General features: G+C 72.0%; 14 protein-coding genes. 11 read left to right on the top strand and 3 right to left on the bottom strand.

The window, feature by feature from the left end; translation table 11 throughout:
- The first annotated feature begins 42 nt into the window (after positions 1-42).
- The 6 genes from FDM97_RS27460 to FDM97_RS27435 all read left to right on the top strand — a co-directional run bounded on the left by FDM97_RS27460 (position 43) and on the right by FDM97_RS27435 (position 9,099).
- On the top strand, positions 43-2,139 hold the full coding sequence (locus FDM97_RS27460) for a phosphocholine-specific phospholipase C (protein WP_137993199.1): 2,097 nt from the start codon (positions 43-45) through the stop codon (positions 2,137-2,139).
- 199 nt (positions 2,140-2,338) lie between these two features.
- Positions 2,339-4,585 carry an MMPL family transporter gene (locus FDM97_RS27455; RefSeq protein WP_137993198.1) on the top strand — a complete coding sequence of 749 codons (2,247 nt, stop codon included), beginning with the start codon at positions 2,339-2,341 and terminating at the stop codon, positions 4,583-4,585.
- Positions 4,563-5,123 (top strand): GNAT family N-acetyltransferase, encoded by a 561-nt coding sequence (locus FDM97_RS27450; protein WP_137993197.1) that lies wholly within the window; start codon positions 4,563-4,565, stop codon positions 5,121-5,123. The genes FDM97_RS27455 and FDM97_RS27450 overlap by 23 nt, the downstream gene beginning before the upstream one ends.
- 35 nt (positions 5,124-5,158) lie before the next feature.
- Positions 5,159-5,683, top strand: coding sequence for a hypothetical protein (locus FDM97_RS27445; RefSeq protein ID WP_175439251.1), 525 nt, complete (start codon positions 5,159-5,161; stop codon positions 5,681-5,683).
- 166 nt (positions 5,684-5,849) lie between these two features.
- On the top strand, positions 5,850-6,032 hold the full coding sequence (locus FDM97_RS27440; RefSeq protein ID WP_137993196.1) for a hypothetical protein: 183 nt from the start codon (positions 5,850-5,852) through the stop codon (positions 6,030-6,032).
- 7 nt (positions 6,033-6,039) lie between these two features.
- The gene (locus FDM97_RS27435) at positions 6,040-9,099 is read left to right on the top strand and encodes a helix-turn-helix transcriptional regulator (RefSeq protein ID WP_254705773.1); all 3,060 of its coding nucleotides are present in this window, start codon (positions 6,040-6,042) and stop codon (positions 9,097-9,099) included.
- A 133-nt stretch (positions 9,100-9,232) separates the two neighbouring features.
- On the opposite strand, the gene FDM97_RS27430 is transcribed toward FDM97_RS27435, so the two are convergent.
- The 3 genes from FDM97_RS27430 to FDM97_RS27420 form a co-directional block, all read right to left on the bottom strand.
- Positions 9,233-9,436: a DUF6191 domain-containing protein gene (locus FDM97_RS27430; RefSeq protein ID WP_137993195.1), complete on the bottom strand. Its 204-nt coding sequence runs from the start codon at positions 9,434-9,436 to the stop codon at positions 9,233-9,235.
- A 13-nt stretch (positions 9,437-9,449) separates the two neighbouring features.
- Positions 9,450-10,535 carry a PQQ-dependent sugar dehydrogenase gene (locus FDM97_RS27425; RefSeq protein ID WP_137995057.1) on the bottom strand — a complete coding sequence of 362 codons (1,086 nt, stop codon included), beginning with the start codon at positions 10,533-10,535 and terminating at the stop codon, positions 9,450-9,452.
- 83 nt (positions 10,536-10,618) lie between these two features.
- A complete protein-coding gene (locus FDM97_RS27420) occupies positions 10,619-11,620 on the bottom strand; it encodes an aldo/keto reductase (RefSeq protein ID WP_137993194.1) in 1,002 nt (333 codons plus the stop codon).
- Between the two features lie 73 nt (positions 11,621-11,693).
- On the opposite strand from FDM97_RS27420, the gene FDM97_RS27415 reads away from it, so the two are divergent.
- The 5 genes from FDM97_RS27415 (at position 11,694) to ilvC (ending at position 19,715) form a co-directional block, all read left to right on the top strand.
- Complete coding sequence (locus tag FDM97_RS27415) at positions 11,694-12,656, top strand: 2-hydroxyacid dehydrogenase (RefSeq protein ID WP_137993193.1); 963 nt, start codon at positions 11,694-11,696, stop codon at positions 12,654-12,656.
- A gap of 203 nt (positions 12,657-12,859) precedes the next feature.
- Positions 12,860-15,931 (top strand): putative bifunctional diguanylate cyclase/phosphodiesterase, encoded by a 3,072-nt coding sequence (locus FDM97_RS27410; protein WP_137993192.1) that lies wholly within the window; start codon positions 12,860-12,862, stop codon positions 15,929-15,931.
- A 214-nt stretch (positions 15,932-16,145) separates the two neighbouring features.
- Positions 16,146-18,029 carry an acetolactate synthase large subunit gene (locus FDM97_RS27400; RefSeq protein WP_137993190.1) on the top strand — a complete coding sequence of 628 codons (1,884 nt, stop codon included), beginning with the start codon at positions 16,146-16,148 and terminating at the stop codon, positions 18,027-18,029.
- Positions 18,030-18,070: 41 nt separating this feature from the next.
- A complete protein-coding gene (gene ilvN / locus FDM97_RS27395; protein ID WP_137993189.1) occupies positions 18,071-18,595 on the top strand; it encodes an acetolactate synthase small subunit in 525 nt (174 codons plus the stop codon).
- A 118-nt stretch (positions 18,596-18,713) separates the two neighbouring features.
- Positions 18,714-19,715, top strand: coding sequence for a ketol-acid reductoisomerase (gene ilvC / locus FDM97_RS27390; protein WP_137993188.1), 1,002 nt, complete (start codon positions 18,714-18,716; stop codon positions 19,713-19,715).
- Positions 19,716-19,760 lie beyond the last annotated feature (45 nt).

Genomic DNA, 19,760 nt, shown 5'->3' with positions numbered 1-19,760 from the left:
TGGAGGTCGGTCTTGTCACCCGAGAAGTCCCGGACACCCTGGATGTCCCAGACGTCCCAGATGTCCCGCAGAAGGCTCCTCGCGCTGGGCGGAGGCGCCCTCGGCGCCGCCGCGGCGGGGTCGCTGCTCCCTCCCTCGCTGCGGGAGGCGATCGCCGCGGGGCCCCCGGCCGGCGGGATGTCGGCGGTGAAGCACGTGGTGATCCTCATGCAGGAGAACCGATCCTTCGACCACTACTTCGGCACCCTGCGCGGCGTCCGCGGCTTCGGCGACCGCAACGCCATCGAACTCCCCTCCGGCAAGCCGGTGTTCGAGCAGCCGGCCGCGCTCGGCCGGACCGTGCTCCCCTTCCCGATCCGGGGCGCCGCCGAGACCCAGCAGAAGGATCTCCAGTACATCGGCGACCTCGACCACTCCTGGAGCGGCGGCGGCAAGGCCTGGCGCGGCGGTTGGATGGACGGCTGGGTCTCGGCCAAGACCGCGGCGACGATGGCGTACTACGACCGCCAGGACCTCCCGCTGCACTACGAACTCGCCGACACCTTCACCATCTGCGACGCCTACCACTCCTCCATCCACACCTCGACGAGCCCGAACCGGAACCACCTCTGGTCCGGCTGGACCGGCTTCGAGGCCGACGGCAGCCGGGCCGTCACCAACGCCGCGTACGCCGAGGGCACCCACCCCGGCTACTCCTGGCCCACCTACGCCGAGCGCCTCGAAGCGGCCGGGCGGACCTGGAAGACGTACACGGAGTGGGAGAACTTCACCGACAACAACATCGAGTTCTTCACCACCTTCAAGAAGATCGCCCGCAAGGCGCTCGCCACGACCGGCGGGCACACCTTCATGGAGTCGTTCTACGCCGCCGTCCGCGACACGCGGGACCCGAACGAACGGGCCAGGCTCCTCGCCGCCCTCGAGGACGGCGTCGCCACGCTCACCGACGCCGAGCGCTCGCTCTTCGAGCGCGGACTGCGTCGCGTCGAGACCGGGAAGCTGGCCGACACCTTCCGCGCCGACGTGGCCGCCGGGACGCTGCCCGAGGTCTCGTACCTCGTCCCGTCGGCGATCGACTCCGAGCACCCCGGCTCCTCCTCGCCGATCGCCTCCGCCACCCTCGTCTACAAGGTGCTCGACGCCCTCGGCGCACACCCGGACGTCTGGCGCCACACCGTCGTGCTGATCAACTACGACGAGAACGACGGCTTCTTCGACCACGTGCCGCCGCCCGTCCCGCCCGCCGGCCACACGGACGAGCGCTGGAAGGGCCTGCCCACCGGCCTCGGCATCCGCGTCCCGCTGCTCGTCGTCTCGCCCTGGTCGGTCGGCGGCTACGTCTGCTCCGAGACCTTCGACCACACCTCGGTGGTCCGCTTCCTGGAGAAGCTCACCGGCATCGAGGAGCCCAACATCACCCCGTGGCGGCGCGCCGTCACCGGCGACCTGACCTCCGCCTTCGACTTCCGGCGCGGTCACCGGCAGCCCGAGGTCGACGAGCCCGGCCCGATCCCGCCGTTCTCCGGGCGGTGGCGGCCGCAGCCCCCGCTGGTCCAGCGGATGCCCCTCCAGGAGCCGGGCACCCGCCCCGCCCGCCCGCTGCCGTACCAGCCGGACGCCTCCGCGGCGATGGGCCTGGGGGAGATCACCGTCGCCCTCAAGAACACCGGCAAGGCGAGCGCGCACTTCGCGCTCTACCCGTACGCGGGTGAGTTCGATGTCCCCCAGCACCAGGATGTAAGGGGCACGGGGCAGTGGACGGTACCCCTTACGCGTGATCATTACCGGTTCACGATCACCGGGCCGAACGGCTTCCGCCGCGAGTTCGAGGGCCCCGCCGCGGGCGGTGCCGAGGTCGCCTCGTGCATCGATCACCACGACCGTGACCTGCACCTCACCGTCCGCAACACGACGGACGCCCCGCTCTCCTTCACCGTCCGGCCGCTCGGATACGTCGACGCGGACGACCTCGGGGACTGGACCCGCACCGTCACGGTGAAGCCCGGCAGGAGCCGTACCCTCGTCCACTCGGCCGCCGACGCCCACGGCTGGTACGACGTCGAGGTGACCGCTCCCGGCGGCTTCCGCCGCCGGCTGATGGGGCACATCGAGAACGGGCGCGCGAGCGTCTCCGGCTGACGCATCCGTACGCAGCGCGTGCGCGGGAGGCGGGGGCCCGGGCCCAAAGGCCTGACCTTCCGCGCATCACTGTGAGTATCGACACGAAAGGGGCAATTGATCTTATTGGGCTGCGACAGTGGCCTGACGTAGGTCAAGTGTTCTTTTCGGGCTGTTCCCCGGTAAAGATCCACGAACCACCCACCAGGGAGCACGTCCTTTGGCAGCTATCGCACGGTGGTGCATCAAGCACCGCCTCGTCGCCGTTCTGCTCTGGCTCATCGCCCTCGGCGGAGCCGTCGCCGGGGCCTCGGTCGCCGGCAACGCGTACTCCAACGACTACGACGTCCCCGGCACCGAGTCCGGCCGCGCCACGGCCCTCCTCGACAAGGGCTTCCCCGGCGCCGGCGGCGACAGCGACACGATCGTCTGGCACACCGACCAGGGCAGCGTCCGCGCCACCGGCATCGAGCAGCGCATGACCGAGATGCTCGACGAGGTCGCCGAGCTGCCCGGCATCGCGTCGGTCGCCTCGCCGTACGGAGCGAACCCGGCCGCCCACGCCCAGGTCAGCGAGGACGGACACACCGCCTACGCGGCCGTCACCTTCCACGAGCAGGCCGACGACATCCCCGAGGCCCAGGCCCAGGCCCTCGTCGACACGGCCCGCGCGGCCGCCGGCGACGGCGTCCAGGTCGAGCTCGGCGGCAGCGCCGTCGCCCTCACCGAGGCGCCCGGCGGGCACGTCGCCGAGGCCGTCGGCGTCGTCGTCGCGGCGGTCGTCCTCTTCCTCGCCTTCGGCTCCCTCGCCGCCTCCGCGCTCCCCATCGCCACCGCGCTCGTCAGCGTCGGCATCGCGTACTCCGGGATCGCGCTCCTCGGCCACGTCATGACGGTAGCCGACTTCGCCCCCATGCTGGGCCTGCTCATCGGCCTCGGCGTCGGCATCGACTACGCCCTGTTCATCGTCACCCGCCACCGCAAGGGCCTCAAACGCGGCCTCTCGGTCCCCGAATCCGCGCAGATCGCCGTCGCCACCACCGGCCGCGCCGTCGTCTTCGCGGGCGCGACCGTCTGTATCGCGCTGCTCGGCATGCTGATCCTGCGGCTCAGCTTCCTCAACGGCGTCGCCATCGCCGCCTCGCTCACGGTGGTCCTCACCGTCGCCGCCTCCGTCACCCTGCTGCCCGCGCTGCTCTCCCTCATCGGGATGCGGGCGCTCAGCCGGCGCGAGCGACGGCAGCTCGCCGAGCACGGTCCGCAGCCGGAGGTGCCGACCGGCTTCGCCGCCCGCTGGTCCGCCTTCGTCGAGCGCCACCCCAAGCTGCTCGGCGGTGTCGCCGCGGCCGTCATGCTGCTCCTCGCCCTGCCGACCTTCTCGCTCCACCTCGGCACGTCCGACCAGGGCAACAACCCGGCCACGGCGACGACGCGACAGGCGTACGACCTGCTGGCCGAGGGCTTCGGGCCCGGCGTCAACGGGCCGCTCACCCTCGTCGCCCAGATCGACGGCGGCGACGACCGCGTCGCGCTCGGACAGCTGCCGGCCGCGCTCGAGAACACCAGCGGAGTCGAGTCCGTCTCCCCGATCACGTACAACAGCGCCGGCGACACGGCCGTGCTGACCGTCGTACCGGACTCCGCGCCCCAGTCCAAGGCCACCAGCGACCTCGTCGACCGGCTGCGCCAGGACGTGCTGCCCTCGGCCGAACAGGGCACGTCGCTCGACGTGCACGTCGGCGGGGTCACCGCCTCGTACGACGACTTCGCCGAGATCATCGTCGGCAAGCTGCCGCTCTTCGTGGGCGTCGTCATCGCGCTCGGCTGCCTGCTGCTCCTGCTCGCCTTCCGGTCGATCGGCATCCCGCTGAAGGCCGCGCTGATGAACGTGGCCGCCGTCGCCTCCGCCTTCGGCATCGTCGTCGCGATCTTCCAGTGGGGCTGGGGCAGCGAACTGCTCGGGCTCGGCAGCGCGGGCCCGATCGAACCCTTCCTGCCCGTGATCATGGTGTCCGTGCTCTTCGGGCTCTCCATGGACTACCAGGTCTTCCTGGTCAGCCGGATGTACGAGGAGTGGCTGGAGACCGGCGACAACCGGCGGGCGGTCCGGGTCGGGCTCGCCGAGACCAGCCGGGTGATCAACTCCGCGGCGGTCATCATGATCTCCGTCTTCCTGGCGTTCGTGCTCTCCGGGGACCGGGTCATCGCGATGTTCGGCATCGCGCTCGCGGCGGCCGTCGCCCTGGACGCCTTCATCCTCCGTACCCTGCTCGTCCCGGCCCTCATGCACATGCTCGGCGGCGCGAACTGGTGGCTGCCGCGCTGGCTCGACCGCCGGCTGCCGAGGATCAGCATCGAGCCTCCCGAGTGCCGTGCCGCCGCCGATGCCCGTGCGAAGATCCCCACACAGCGTGTGACGGTTCCGACGGGCAAGGAGAACAAGGATGTTCGCGATATCGCTGGGTGACGACGGCGCCGAACTGAGGCCCCTGGAGCCCTGGCGGGCCGAGGAGTTCCTCGCCCACATGGACCGCGGACGTGAGTTCATCGGGCAGCACATCGCCCTCGCGGACGCCGTCACCGACCTGACCTCCGCCCGCGCCTTCCTCAAGGCGTACGCGGAGAAGGCGGCGACCGACACCGGCCGCATCTACGGCATCTGGACCGACGGCCTGCTCGTCGGCGGCGTGCTCTTCCGGACCATGGACGTGAACAACGGGACGGCCGAGGCGGGCTGCTGGCTGGAGCCCGCGGCGGTCGGCAAGGGCCTGGTCACCCGGGCCACGAAGGTGATCATCGACTGGGCGGTCGAGGAGCGCGGGATCCACCGGGTGGAGTGGCTCGTCAAGTCGAAGAACCTCCCCAGTATCGCCGTCGCCCGGCGGCTGGGCATGACGAGGGACGGCGTCCTGCGCGAGAGCTACCTGTACCGGGGCGAGCGCCACGACATGGAGATCTGGTCCGTGCTCGCGCGGGAGTGGAAGCGGGAGTGGAAGGCGTCTTAAGGTCCCTCTCATGAGCGGCACCTAGCGTGCCGCTCATGACTACCAAGACTGACGAGACCGAAGAGGCCGCGGAGGCCGCCGAGGCCGTCGAGGCTGATGGTGACCTCGACGCGCTGGACGCGCTGGACGACGACGCGCTGGACGCGCTGGACGACGCCGCCCCGGCCCCCGCCCCCGCCCCCGTGGCGTCCTCCGGTGTCGGCGCGGGCGCCACGGCCGTCGTCTCCGCCGCCCTCGGGCTCGCCGCCCTCACCGGCACCTGGGTCGGCAAGGTCGCGAGCGAGCGCGAGACGCTCATCGGCCAGATCAAGGCCCAGGGCGGCACCGCGGCCCAGCAGATCTCCGAGATCTACGGCGACGCCTGGCACACCACCGCCCTGGTCAACGGCGTCTTCGCCCTCCTCGCCCTGATCACCGCGGTGGTCGTCCTCGTCCGCCCGCGGCGCCCCGTCTGGGTGCGGGCCGTCGCCGTCGCCGGAGCCGTCCTGGGCGGAATCGGTCTCTTCCTGTCGACGGGGATGTACTTCGACCTGTTCCTGAGTCTGCCGACGGCCCCGTAGGCACACCCCTGGGCACGTCCCTGGGCACGGTCCCTAGGTACCTCCTGGGGACCCCCTAAGGCCCCCCGTACCCCGAACATGCGGCACTCTCCCGATGTGGCCGTACCCCCTGGGTGACGAAAGTAGAGGCATCGCAAGGAGCGATACCGACACCAGGGAGAACGAGATGTTCGAGTACGAACTGCACCGCATGCACCACGCCGAGCTCATCCGCGAGGCCGGCGCCCAGCGCCTGTCCCGTCAGGCCGCCAAGGCGCTGCGGGCGGCCAAGGCCCGCCGCCGGTCCCCCGGCCAAGACTCCGAAGGGCGGGTGGGAGCCGAGCGCGGCCGCTTCGTCCGGGCCGCGTGACCCCCGTATGAGCACGATCCCGGACGCCTGTGCGATGCTCGGCGCCGTGGAGACCAGGTCAGTCAGCCCCGTGTTCGTCGGCCGGGCCGGTGAACTCACCGCCCTCACCGACGCGTTGGCCCGCGCCGGCGAAGGAGAGCCCCAGGCTCTGCTCGTCGGCGGTGAGGCCGGCGTCGGCAAGACGCGGCTCATCGAGGAGTTCATCGACGCGGCCTGCGACCGCGGCGCCGTCATCGCGCTCGGAGGCTGTGTCGAAATCGGCGCGGACGGGCTGCCGTTCGCCCCCTTCTCCACCGCCCTGCGCTCGCTCAACCGTCGCCTCCCCGAGGAACTCGCGGCCGCCGCCGCCGGACAGGAAGGCGAACTCGCCCGGCTGCTGCCCGAACTCGGCGACGTCGGCAGCCACGAGCCGTCCAACGAGGACTCCACCGCCCGCCTCTTCGAACTGACCGTACGGCTCCTGGAGCGGCTCGCCGCCGACCGTACGATCGTGCTCGTCCTGGAGGACCTGCACTGGGCCGACGCGTCCACCCGGCACCTTCTCGCGTACCTCTTCCGCACCCTGCGCCGCGGCCGGATCGTGGTCGTCGCCAGCTACCGCGCCGACGACATCCACCGCCGCCACCCGCTGCGCCCCCTCCTCGCCGAACTCGACCGGCTGCGGACCATCCAGCGCATCGAGCTCTCCCGCTTCACCCGCGCCGAGGTGCGCCGCCAGCTCACCGGCATCCTCGCCGCCGAACCCGAAGCCGCCCTCGTCGACGAGGTCTTCGACCGCTCCGACGGCAACGCCTTCTTCGTCGAGGAACTCGTCGTCTCCCACGCGGCCGGCTGCGCCCCGGGCTCCCTCAGCGACTCCCTGCGCGATCTGCTGCTCGTACGGGTCGAGACGCTCCCCGAGGACGCCCAGCGGGTCGCCAGAATCGTCGCCGAGGGCGGCTCCACCGTCGAGTACGCGCTGCTCGCCGCCGTCGCCCGGCTCTCCGAGGACGACCTCATCGAAGCGCTGCGGGCCGCCGTCGGCGCCAACATCCTGCTCGCCGTCCCCGACGGCGACGGCTACCGTTTTCGCCACTCCCTGGTCCGCGAGGCCGTCAGCGACGACCTCCTGCCCGGCGAACGCTCCCGCCTCAACCGGCGCTACGCCGAGGCCCTGGAGGCCGACCCCTCCCTCGTCCGCGCCGACGAGCGCGCGACCCGGCTCGCCACCTACTGGTACCACGCGCACGACCCCGCCCGGGCGCTCCCGGCCGTGCTCCGCGCCTCCGTCGAGACCCGCGAGCGCTATGCGTACGCGGAGCAACTGCGGCTGCTCGAACGGGCCATGGAGCTGTGGGACGAGGTGTCCGCCGAGGTGCGGGGCTCGCTGCGGCCGATGGACTACGCCGAGGCCTACCCTCCCTGTGGCTGCGACCCCGAGACCACGCCGCTGCGCTATCTCGACCTGCTCGCCGAGGCCGCGTACGCCGCCCGGCTGTGCGGAGAACGCGAACGCGCCCTGAAGATCGGCAAGATGGCGCTGCGGCTCCTCGACGGGGAGGACGGCGAGGAGCGCGACCCGCTGCGGGCCGCCTGGTTCTGGACCGAGCGCTCCCGCATCGTCTCCGGGCTCGGCCGCTCCGACGGCTGGGTCGAGATCGCCAAGGCGCAGGAACTCGTCAAGGGGCTGTCGCCGTCCGCCGTCCACGCGGTCGTCCTCACCGTGGCCGCCGGCTGGGGCATGCTCCACCAGCCCGGCCCCGAGAGCCTCGCCGCAGCCGAACGGGCCGTCGAATACGCCCGGTTGGTGAAGGCCGAGGCCATCGAGCTCGGCGCCCGGGTCACCCTCGGCACGCTTCAGGTCGCGGCGGGCGACCTGGAGGCCGGGCTGGCCTCCATGTACGAGGTGCGCGACCGCACCCTCGCCCTCGGGCTCTACCACGAATGCTCCCGCACCCATGTCAACCTCTCCTCCAGCCTGGAGAGCCTCGGCCGCTCCCGGGAGGCCGTCGAGGTCACCGAGGCCGCCATCCGGCTCACCCGCGACCACGGACTCCTCGACAGCCAGGGCTGGGTACGCGCCAACCAGGCCGAGTCGCAGTTCTCCCTCGGCCTGTGGGAGGAGACCCAGCGCAACGGCGAGTGGCTGGAGCGCGCCGGACAGAGCTCCAAGCCGCGCGGCTCCGCCGCCCTCCGGCTGGCCCAGCTCGCCGTCGCCCGCGGCGAACTGGCCGAGGCCACCAGCCAGTTGGCCAACGCCCGCGAGCACTTCGGCAAGGCCGATCCGATGCCGCAGTACACGATCCCGATGAGGTACGTCGGGGTGAGCATCGCCGCCGGAAGCGGACGGATCCACGACGCCCGGGCCGAGCTGACCGCCGCCGCGGAGACCGGATTCCCGCCCGGCACCCATCGCGACGCCTGGCCACTGCTCCTCGCCGCCGCCACCGCGGAGGCGGACGCGCTCGGCCTGCCCGCCGCCGAGCAGGGCCGCGAGGAGGCTGTCGCCCTGCTCCGCCGCTGCGCACGGGGTCTGGCGACCCCGGCGCCCGTCTGGGTGGCGTACTCCCTGCACGTCTCGGCGGAGCTGGACCGCGCCGAGGGCCGTCACCCGGTCGACCGCTGGACCGAGATCGTCGCCGCGTACGAGCCGCTGGAGCGCCCCTACCCGCTCGCCGTCGCCCGGCACCGCCTCGCCGACGCCCTCCTGGCCGAGGGCGGCCACCGCGACGAGGCCGCGGCGCTGCTGCGCGAGGCGCACGCCACCGCCGTCCGTCTCGGCGCGCACCCCCTGCGCGAGGACGTCGAGCTGCTCGCCGCCCGCGCCCGCCTCCCGCTGACCGCCCCGGACCGCGCCCCGGAACCGGATCCGGGCGACGACGCCTTCGGCCTGACCCCCCGGGAGCAGGACGTCCTGCGCCTGGTCGCCGCCGGCCGCACCAACCGCCAGATCGCCGAGGAGCTCTTCATCTCCCCGAAGACGGCGAGCGTCCACGTCTCGAACATCCTCGCCAAGCTGGGAGTCTCCGGCCGCGGCGAGGCGGCCGCGCTGGCCCACCGCCTTCGCCTGCTGGAGGCCCCGGCATAACGACCGCCCGGCCGGAGGGGGCCCGGCGTCGCGTCGGCCCCGCCCTGCCGGTGCGGAGGCAGGCCCACCGCAGGCTGCTTCCCGTCCTGTCGGCGCCCTCGCCGCAGCCCCCGGCCGGGCCCCCGGCCCGCGGTCAGCCCGACCCGTCGTCGGCGGGGGCGGACTCGTCCGTCACCGGGGCCGAGACCCGTATCGTCACCCGGCCCGACGTCAGGTCTATCGGGCCGCGGCCGGGGTCCCCGTCGCCCAGGTCCTCCCGGGTCAGGGCCAGCCGCTGGCGCTCGTCCTCCGTGTGCTTGCGGCCCGGTGCGAACAGCTCCTCCATCAGGTTGAACATCGATTCCGCCCCCTCACCTCACCTCCAGCCGGAGGATCTTGTCGTCGCCGGGCGCGGGCGTGCCCCGGGTGTCGGTCTCGCTCGTCGTCAGCCAGAGCCGGCCGTCACCCGCCGCCAGGACCGTGCGCAGGCGGCCGTACTCCTCCACGAAGAACGCCTCGGGGTCCCCCGAGCGTTCCGCCCCCGAGAGGGGTATGCGCCAAAGCCGCTCGCCCCGGAGGCCTGCCATCCAGATCGCGTCCCCGGCGTACGCGATGCCGCTCGGCGAGGCCTCCGCCGTCCTCCACTGGGCCACCGGGTCCACGAAGTCGGACACCCCCGCCCGGCCCTCCACCTTCGGCCACCCGTAGTTCTTGCCGGGCTCGATCAGATTCAGCTCGTCCCAGGTGTTCTGACCGAACTCGGCCGCCCACAGCCGTCCGTCCGCGTCCCAGGCCAGGCCCTGCACATTGCGGTGCCCGAGCGAGTACACCACCGAGCCAGGGAACGGATTGCCGGGCGCCGGCTCGCCCTCCGGCGTCATCCGCAGGATCTTCCCGCCCAGCGACCCCACGCTCTGCGCGAGGCCCGTCTCGCCCCGCTCGCCCGTCCCCGCGTACAGCATCCCGTCCGGCCCGAACGCGATCCGCCCGCCGTTGTGCACGTTCCCCTTCGGGATGCCCGAGAGGACCACCTCGGGCGCGCCCAGCCGGTCCCCGCTCCCGCCTCCGTACCGCATCCGGACGATGCGGTTGTCCGACTCCGCCGTGAAGTACGCGTACACCCAGCCGTCCCGCACGGCGAGCCCGAGGAGTCCGCCCTCACCGCCGGGAACCACCCCCGGCACCTCTCCGACCAGGGACTTCTCGCCTGTCTTCGCATCGACGCGCGTGATCGTCCGCTCGTCGCGCGAGGAGACCAGGAGATCCCCGCCGGGCAGCGCGGCCACACCCCACGGCGACTTCAGATCCTCGGTGAGCGTCCCGGCGACGCGCACGGCGGCCGTGGCACTCGGCGAGCCCGGCTCCTTCGCGGGCGGCGACGCGCCCCCGTCACCGCCCCCGCCCGACGAACAGCCCACCACCAGCCCCAGCACGGCGGCTGCCCCCACAGCTCCCACAAAAGCTCGGCCCACGGTCCCGATCCCTTCGAGCGGCGATCACTACCCTTGATACACCGCCCGAGCCGATCAGGTTCCCGACCTCAGTCCCACGACCCCCGCGGCGCCGGCAGCCCCGCGATCTCCGCGAGGTCCGCGGCCGTCAGCACCAGCTCCGCCGCCCGTGCGTTCTCCACCGCCCACCGCTCCCGCTTCGCCCCCGGGATCGGCACCACGTGCGGCCCCTGCGCCAGCGCCCACGCCAGCGCCACCTGCGCCGGAGTGACGTCCTCGCCGTGCCGGGCCGCCACCCGCCGCAGCCCGGCCACCAGCGGCTGGTTCGCCGCCATCATCTCGGCGGTGAAGCGGGGATGCCGGGCCCGCGGGTCGTCCGGCTCGAAGCCCCCGCCCGGTGTCAGCGTCCCGGTCAGGAACCCGTTCCCCAGCGGCATCGCGGCCAGGAACCCCACGCCCCGCGCCTCGCACCACGGCAGCAGCCGCTCCAGCGCCTCGGGCGACCACACCGACAGCTCGGCCTCCACGGCGCTCACCGGAAAGACCTGCTGGATCCGCTCCAGCTGGCGGATCGTTCCTTCATGCACATCGGACGCACCGCCGCGCCGCGCCGCCCGCGCCCCCACCGCGCACAGCCCCAGCGCCCGCACCTTGCCCGCGGACACCAGCTCGGCCATCGCGCCCCAGGTCTCCTCGACCGGCACCTCCGGATCGGCCCGGTGGAGCTGGTAGAGGTCGATGACATCCGTCTGCAGCCGCCGCAGCGAGGCGTCGCAGGCCCGCCGTACGTACCCGGGCCGGCCGTTGGCCACCACGTGCTGGTCGCCCACGAGCAGGCCGCACTTCGTCGACACGAACGCGTCCGCGCGGCGCTCCTTCAACGCCCGCCCCACCAGCAGCTCATTGGTGAACGGACCGTACATGTCAGCGGTGTCGAGCAGGGTCACCCCGGCGTCCAGCGCCGCGTGCACCGTCCGCAGCGAGCGGTCGCCGCGCTGCTGAGAGGCGCTGTAGGCCCAGTTCATCGGCATACAGCCCAGGCCGACCGCGCCCACGTCGAGCGCCGCCGCCCCGATTGTCCTGCGCTCCACCTGCCGGTACCCCTCCCTGTGCGGTCCCAACGTAACCAATGGAGCGCGGGATTCATCGCATAGCCTCCCCGTCATGACACTCGATGAGACGACCGCCGACGTCTGGCTGCCGATCCCCGCGGACGAGATCGAAGGGCTTCCCGCGCCGGACGCGTCGGGGCTGAACTACCGCTTCTGGGACGGCGGTCCCGACTTCCCCGCCGACCCGGCACGCTGCGCCTTCTACGTCGTGCCGTACATGAAGGGGTCGGAGGTAGCGGTCCGGCCGCTCGCCGCGATGACGTCGGTGCGCGCCGTGCAGACGCTCTCGGCGGGCACGGACCATGTGACACCCGGACTCGGCTCCCTGCGCGCGGGGGTCGAACTGTGCAACGCCAAGGGCGTCCACGAGGCCAGCACGGCCGAGTTGACGCTCGCCCTGATCCTCGCCTCGCTGCGCGGCATCCCGGGCTTCGTCCGGGGGCAGGACGCCGAGGAGTGGCGGGACGGGTTCTATCCGGCGCTCGCGGACAAGTCCGTGCTGATCGTGGGGTACGGATCGATCGGCGCCGCCATCGAGGACCGGCTCGCGCCCTTCGAGTGCGCGCGGGTGGCGCGCGTCGCGCGCTCCGCACGCACCACGGAGCGCGGTCCGGTGCAGCCGTTGTCCGAGCTGCCCGCCCTGCTGCCGCAGGCGGACGTGGTCGTCCTCTCCACTCCGCTCACGCCCGAGACCCGGCACCTCGCCGACGCGGGCTTTCTCGGCCGCATGAAGGACGGCGCGCTTCTGGTGAACGTGGCCCGAGGCCCCGTGGTGGACACGGCCGCGCTGCTCAAGGAGGTCGAGAGCGGCCGGATCACCGCCGCGCTCGACGTCACCGACCCGGAACCGCTGCCGCCCGGCCATCCGTTGTGGCACGCTCCCGGTGTCCTGGTGAGTCCGCATGTCGGCGGTTCCACTTCGGCGTTCATGCCCCGCGCCAAGCGCCTGATCGCCGCCCAGCTGACCCGGTTCGCGGCGGGGGAGCGGCTGGCGAACGTGGTCCTGACCACCTGAGCCGCCGCTCCGTTCCGCGCGCCCCCTCGGTGCGCCCGCCGCGAGCCCCCTGGCCGTCACGGAGAGTACAGCGCCCCTGTCCCTGAGTGACGGTCCTGGTGTATCGTCCCGAAGCGGGGGGCTGCGTCGAGTACGAGATGGCGCTGGGGAGCAACGTGACGGGTCATCAGATTCCGAGGGGGGCGACGGGTGAAGTACGGCCGATGGACCGACGATCCGACGCGGCGGGGCCGCCGTCGACGACCCTCGCGCGCCCCATTCCGGCACAGGGGACGCCCGAGGGCGACGGTGCGCGCAGGGACGCCCCGATGAGCGCCCCCGGAGCACTCATCGGCCGCAGCCCGGTCGCCGCAGGCAAGCCGGGCGGCGCGAAGGCCGGACCCACGGGAGGCCCCCCAGGAGGCCCCGCGGAAAGCCCCTCGGGAGGTACGCCAGGAGGCCGGGCAGGAGGCGGCGCCCCGCTGAAGGGCGGCGGCGCGGGCGGATCGGGCAGCCCCGGTCCGGCCGGCTCCGGAACCGGCGGGATCCTCGCCCAGGTCATCCTCGGACTCATCTGCGCGGGGTACGCCACGGGAGCCGCACTCGGCTGGGGATCCGAGCAACTGGCCCTCATCATGGGGGACTTCGGCCTCAGCGCCGCCGCCCTCGCCGCCTGCGTCTCCTGCCTCCTCTACGCCCGCGTCCGCGAGAGCCGCTTCCGGCCCGCCTGGCTGCTCTTCGCCTTCTCCTCCGCCATGGCGGCCGCGGGCAACGCCGTCTGGGGGTGGTACGAAGTCGTCCGGCACCAGGAGGTCCCCAGCCCCTCCATCGCCGACCTCTTCTTCCTGCTCTTCGCCCCGCCCGCCATCGTCGGCCTGCTCGTCCTCGCCAAGAAGCCCGTCACCCGGGCCGGCTGGGTCTGCCTCGCGCTCGACGCCTGGCTCATCGGCGGCTCCCTGCTCACCCTCTCCTGGAGCCTCGCCCTCGCGCACACCGCGCACTTCCAGGGCGAGAGCGTCGCCAGGGCCGCGCTCTCACTGGCGTACCCCCTGCTCGACATCGTCCTCGTCAGCATGGTCCTGGCCCTGCACTTCCGCCGCTCCCAGGTGAACCGCTCGGCGACCAACACCGCCATCGCCGCACTCGCCCTCACCGTGCTGTGCGACGCCCTGTTCACCTCCCCGCTGCTGCGCGAGAACTACACCTCGGGCCAGCTGCTCGACGCCGGCTGGTTCGCGGGCTCCCTGCTCCTCGCGTACGCCCCCTGGGGCGTCCGCCGGCCCGCCGGCGGCGCCGGCACCTCCGCCGCGCGCGGCCAGCGCCTCCCCAGCCGCCCTGTCGCCGGCTCGCTGGCCGCCCTCACCCCGTATCTCGCCGCGGCGGTCTGCACGCTCGGCATCCTGTACAACGTCGTCGAGGGACGCAGAGTGGACCGCGTGGTCGTCTTCACCGGCTGTACGGTCGTGCTGGCCCTGGTCGTACGCCAGGGCATCATGCTCCTCGACAACATCGCCCTCACCCACGAACTGGCCCAGAAGGAGAACCACTTCAGGTCCCTGGTGCAGGGCTCGAGCGACGTCATCATGATCGCCGCGCCCACGGGCATACTCCGGTACGTGAGCCCCGCCGCCTCGGGGGTCTACGGGCGCGAGGCCGAGGATCTGATCGGCTCCGAACTGGCCTCGCTCATCCACCCAGAAGACCTCGGCGGCGTGGTGCACGAGGTCCGTCGGTTCCTCGCCGCTCCTCCTTCGGAGGAGCCGACCACCCGCATCGAGTGCCGCTTCCGCTCCGGTCGCGGCGACTGGCTCAACGTCGAGTCCACCGTCAACCGCCACCAGGGCGGGCTGATCTTCAACAGCCGGGACGTCACCGAGCGGGTCCGCCTCCAGGCCCAGCTGCAGCACAACGCCGAGCACGACCCGCTCACCGACCTGCCCAACCGGGCGCTGTTCACCCGGCGCGTCCGCAAGGCGCTCGCCGGCCGGCGCTCCTCCGACCCCGGCACGGCCGTGCTCTTCATCGACCTCGACGGCTTCAAGGCCGTCAACGACCGGCTCGGCCACCAGGCCGGGGACGAGCTGCTCGTCCAGGCCGCCCGCCGCCTCCAGGACTCCGTACGGGCCGGGGACACCGCCGCCCGTCTCGGCGGCGACGAGTTCGCCGCGCTGATCCTCGGCGACGGCACCCGGGACCGCTCCGCCCGCGAGCGCCAGGTCCACGAGATCGCCGACCGGCTGCGCCTCACGCTCTCCCAGCCGTACCGCGTCGAGGGCGGGAACGAGGTCCGGGTCGCCGCTTCCATCGGCGTCGCCTTCGCCGAGCCCGGGATCAGCGCGGGCGACCTGCTGCGCAACGCCGACCTGGCCATGTACCGGGCCAAGGCCGCCGGCAAGGACCGCGTCGAGCTGTACGCCCCGCAGATGCAGGCCGAGGTCGTCCGCAGGACCGAGCTGGCCACCCGGCTGCGCACCGCCCTGGACGACGGAGAGTTCGCCCTGCTCCACCAGCCGGTCGTGGACCTCGCCACCGGCCGGATCACCGCCGTCGCCGCCCAGGCCCGCTGGCGCTCCGCCCAGGGCATCCTCTTCACGCCCGCCGAGTTCCTGCGCGTCGCCGACGACAGCGAGCGCGTCGCCGAGCTCGGCCGCTGGCTCCTCGAACAGGCCGTGGAGCAGGCCGCCGAACGGGCCGGACTCGGCCATCGCACGCCGGTCTCCATCCGGCTCTCCGCCCGCGGACTGCTCGACCGCTCCCTGCCGCTCGGCTCCGTCGAGGCGCTCCTGACCCGCCACGGGCTCCCCTCGGGATCCCTGATGATCGAGCTCGCCGACAGCGACCCCCGGGTCTCCCTCGACGACCTGGAGCAGCGCCTGGTCGCCCTGCGCCGGCTCGGCGTACGGATCGCGCTCGACGGCTTCGGCAGCGGCCACGCGGCCATCAGCGCCCTGCGCCGCCTCCCCGTCGACGTACTGAAACTGGACAGAGGTCTCGTCGAGGGCGTGGTCGAGTCCGCCCGGCTGCGCAAGATCACCAGCGGGCTGCTCCGGATCGCCTCCGACCTCGGGCTGCAGTCCGTCGCCGACGGGGTGGACGTCCCCGAGCAGGTGCTCGCCCTGCGCGCCATGGGCTGCACGGACGGCCAGGGCATGGCGTTCTCCGGCCCGCTCGACGAGTACAGGCTGCGCCGCGCGCTCGTACGGAACGAGTACCCCGTCCCCGGAGGGGTGGCCGTTCCTGTCGGAAACCATCCCCCGTTCCGCTCAAATACTGAGACGCCCGTCCCACCCACTTGACACTGGTGGTGCGTCGGGGGGAGGGTCAGTGCCATGCGCACCCGAATTCTCGTACTTGGAAAGCGCGTCGGCTGAAGCAGGGCCATGACGGCCCGGCTTGAACGCTACCGACGCGCTCCCCTCGCTTGCCTCACGGCACGAGGGGTTTTTTGTTGCACCGGCTCCTCCCAAAGTCGTACCAAACCCTCGCAAAAACCTCTGCTTCGAGAAGAGAATGCTGATGACCGAGCAGGCCACCGGGCACCATCCGCAGCCGCGGGCCCGTAGCGGCGGACAGACCGCCACCACCGTCGAGCACGTCACGGGTGCGCAGTCCCTCATCCGTTCTCTCGAGGAAGTGGGGGCCGACACCGTCTTCGGTATTCCGGGCGGCGCCATCCTCCCCGCGTACGACCCGATGATGGACTCCACCAAGGTCCGCCACATCCTGGTCCGCCACGAGCAGGGCGCGGGCCACGCCGCCACCGGCTACGCCCAGGCCACCGGCAAGGTCGGCGTCTGCATGGCGACCTCGGGCCCCGGGGCCACCAACCTGGTCACCCCGATCGCCGACGCGCACATGGACTCCGTCCCGCTGGTCGCGATCACCGGCCAGGTCGCCTCGAAGGCCATCGGCACGGACGCCTTCCAGGAGGCGGACATCTGCGGCATCACGATGCCGATCACCAAGCACAACTTCCTGGTCACCAAGGCCGAGGACATCCCGCGGACGATCGCCGAGGCCTTCCACATCGCCTCCACCGGCCGTCCCGGCCCGGTTCTGGTCGACATCGCCAAGGACGCCCTGCAGGCGAAGACCACCTTCAGCTGGCCGCCGCAGACCGAGCTCCCCGGCTACCGCCCGGTGACCAAGCCGCACGCCAAGCAGATCCGCGAGGCCGCCAAGCTCATCACCGGCGCCAAGCGCCCCGTCCTGTACGTCGGCGGCGGCGTCCTGAAGGCCGGCGCCACCACCGAGCTGAAGGTCCTCGCCGAGCTCACCGGCGCCCCCGTCACCACCACCCTGATGGCGCTGGGCGCGTTCCCCGACAGCCACCCGCTGCACGTGGGAATGCCGGGCATGCACGGTTCGGTCACCGCCGTCACCGCGCTGCAGAAGGCCGACCTGATCGTCGCCCTCGGAGCCCGCTTCGACGACCGCGTCACCGGCAAGCTGGACAGCTTCGCCCCGTACGCCAAGATCGTCCACGCCGACATCGACCCGGCCGAGATCGGCAAGAACCGCGCCGCCGACGTCCCGATCGTCGGTGACGCCCGCGAGGTCATCGCCGACCTGGTCCAGGCCGTCCAGGCCGAGCACAGCGAGGGCCACAAGGGCGACTACACCGCCTGGTGGAGCGACCTGAACCGCTGGCGCGAGACGTACCCGCTCGGCTACGACCTGCCGGAGGACGGCAGCCTCTCGCCGCAGCAGGTCATCCAGCGCATCGGCCAGCTCGCCCCGGCCGACACCATCTACGCGGCCGGCGTCGGCCAGCACCAGATGTGGGCGGCGCACTTCATCAACTACGAGAAGCCGGCCACCTGGCTGAACTCCGGCGGCGCCGGAACCATGGGCTACGCGGTCCCGGCCGCCATGGGCGCCAAGGCCGGCATGCCGGACCGGCCGGTCTGGGCCATCGACGGCGACGGCTGCTTCCAGATGACCAACCAGGAGCTCGTCACCTGCGCGCTCAACAACATCCCGATCAAGGTTGCCATCATCAACAACGGCGCCCTCGGGATGGTCCGCCAGTGGCAGACCCTCTTCTACAACCAGCGCTACTCCAGCACCGTCCTGCACGCCGAGGAGACCGGCCACGAGGCCGCCGGCTCGCAGGTCGGCGCGAGCACGGCGCCCCGCAAGGGCACCCGTGTCCCGGACTTCGTCAAGCTGTCCGAGGCCATGGGCTGTGTCGCGCTGCGCTGCGAGGACCCGGCCGACCTGGACAAGGTCATCGCCGAGGCCAACGCCATCAACGACCGCCCGGTCGTGATCGACTTCATCGTCCACGAGGACGCCCAGGTCTGGCCCATGGTCGCCGCCGGCACCTCCAACGACGAGGTCATGGCCGCCCGGGGCGTCCGCCCCGACTTCGGCGACAACGAAGACGACTGAGACCGAGAGCCGTAAGGACCTCAGGAAGAGGAACGACGCACATGTCCAAGCACACGCTCTCCGTCCTGGTGGAGAACACCCCCGGCATCCTCGCCCGGATCGCCGCCCTGTTCTCCCGCCGCGGCTTCAACATCGACTCGCTCGCCGTCGGTGTCACCGAGCACCCCGACATCTCCCGCATCACCATCGTGGTCAATGTCGAGGACCTGCCCCTCGAGCAGGTGACCAAGCAGCTCAACAAGCTGGTCAACGTCCTGAAGATCGTCGAACTCGAGCCCAGCGCCGCGATCCAGCGCGAGCTCGTCCTGGTGAAGGTCCGCGCCGACAACGAGACCCGCTCCCAGATCGTCGAGATCGTCCAGCTGTTCCGCGCCAAGACCGTGGACGTCTCACCCGAGGCGGTCACCATCGAAGCCACCGGTTCGAGTGACAAGCTCGACGCGATGCTCAAGATGCTGGAGCAGTTCGGCATCAAGGAGCTCGTGCAGTCCGGCACGATCGCCATAGGGCGTGGTTCCCGGTCCATCACGGACCGGTCCCTGCGGGCCCTCGACCGCAGCGCCTGACGTCAACCAGGTGTGACCGCCGGTCCGTCCGGCGGTCCGCCTGGCGAGACCCGAAAACTTCCCTCCCGCTCCCCGCCGTACGGTGGGACGCAACACCAGCACATCAAGGAGATTCCCAGTGGCCGAGCTGTTCTACGACGACGACGCCGACCTGTCCATCATCCAGGGCCGCAAGGTCGCGGTGATCGGTTACGGCAGCCAGGGCCACGCCCACGCGCTGTCGCTCCGTGACTCGGGTGTCGACGTCCGCGTCGGTCTGCACGAGGGCTCCAAGTCCAAGGCGAAGGCCGAGGAGCAGGGCCTGCGCGTGGTGACGCCCGCCGAGGCCGCCGCCGAGGCCGACGTCATCATGATCCTGATCCCGGACCCGATCCAGGCCCAGGTCTACGAGGCGTCCATCGCCCCGCACCTGAAGGACGGCGACGCCCTCTTCTTCGCCCACGGCTTCAACGTCCGCTTCGGCTTCATCAAGCCCCCGGCCGGCGTCGACGTCGCGCTCGTCGCCCCGAAGGGCCCGGGCCACCTGGTCCGCCGCCAGTACGAGGAGGGCCGCGGCGTCCCCGCGATCGCCGCTGTCGAGCAGGACGCGACCGGCAACGCCTTCGCGCTGGCCCTGTCGTACGCCAAGGCCATCGGTGGCACCCGCGCCGGCGTCATCAAGACGACCTTCACCGAGGAGACCGAGACCGACCTGTTCGGTGAGCAGGCCGTCCTGTGCGGTGGCGCCTCGGCGCTGGTGAAGGCGGGCTTCGAGACCCTGGTCGAGGCCGGCTACCAGCCGGAGATCGCCTACTTCGAGTGCCTGCACGAGCTGAAGCTCATCGTCGACCTCATGTACGAGGGCGGCCTGGAGAAGATGCGCTGGTCGGTCTCCGAGACCGCCGAGTGGGGCGACTACGTCACCGGCCCGCGGATCATCACCGACGCCACCAAGGCCGAGATGAAGAAGGTCCTCACGGAGATCCAGGACGGCACCTTCGCCAAGAACTGGATGGACGAGTACCACGGCGGCCTGAAGAAGTACAACGAGTACAAGACCCAGGACGAGAAGCACCTCCTGGAGACCACCGGCAAGGAGCTGCGCAAGCTCATGAGCTGGGTGAACGACGAGGAGGCGTAAGCCTTCCGGGAGAGGGCCGGACACAGTGTCCGGCCCTCTCCCACA

This window comes from Streptomyces vilmorinianum, assembly GCF_005517195.1.
Lineage (GTDB): Bacteria > Actinomycetota > Actinomycetes > Streptomycetales > Streptomycetaceae > Streptomyces > Streptomyces vilmorinianum.
The sequence above is the reverse complement of the archived record's forward strand: the minus strand, read 5'-3'. Positions and strand labels throughout refer to the sequence as shown.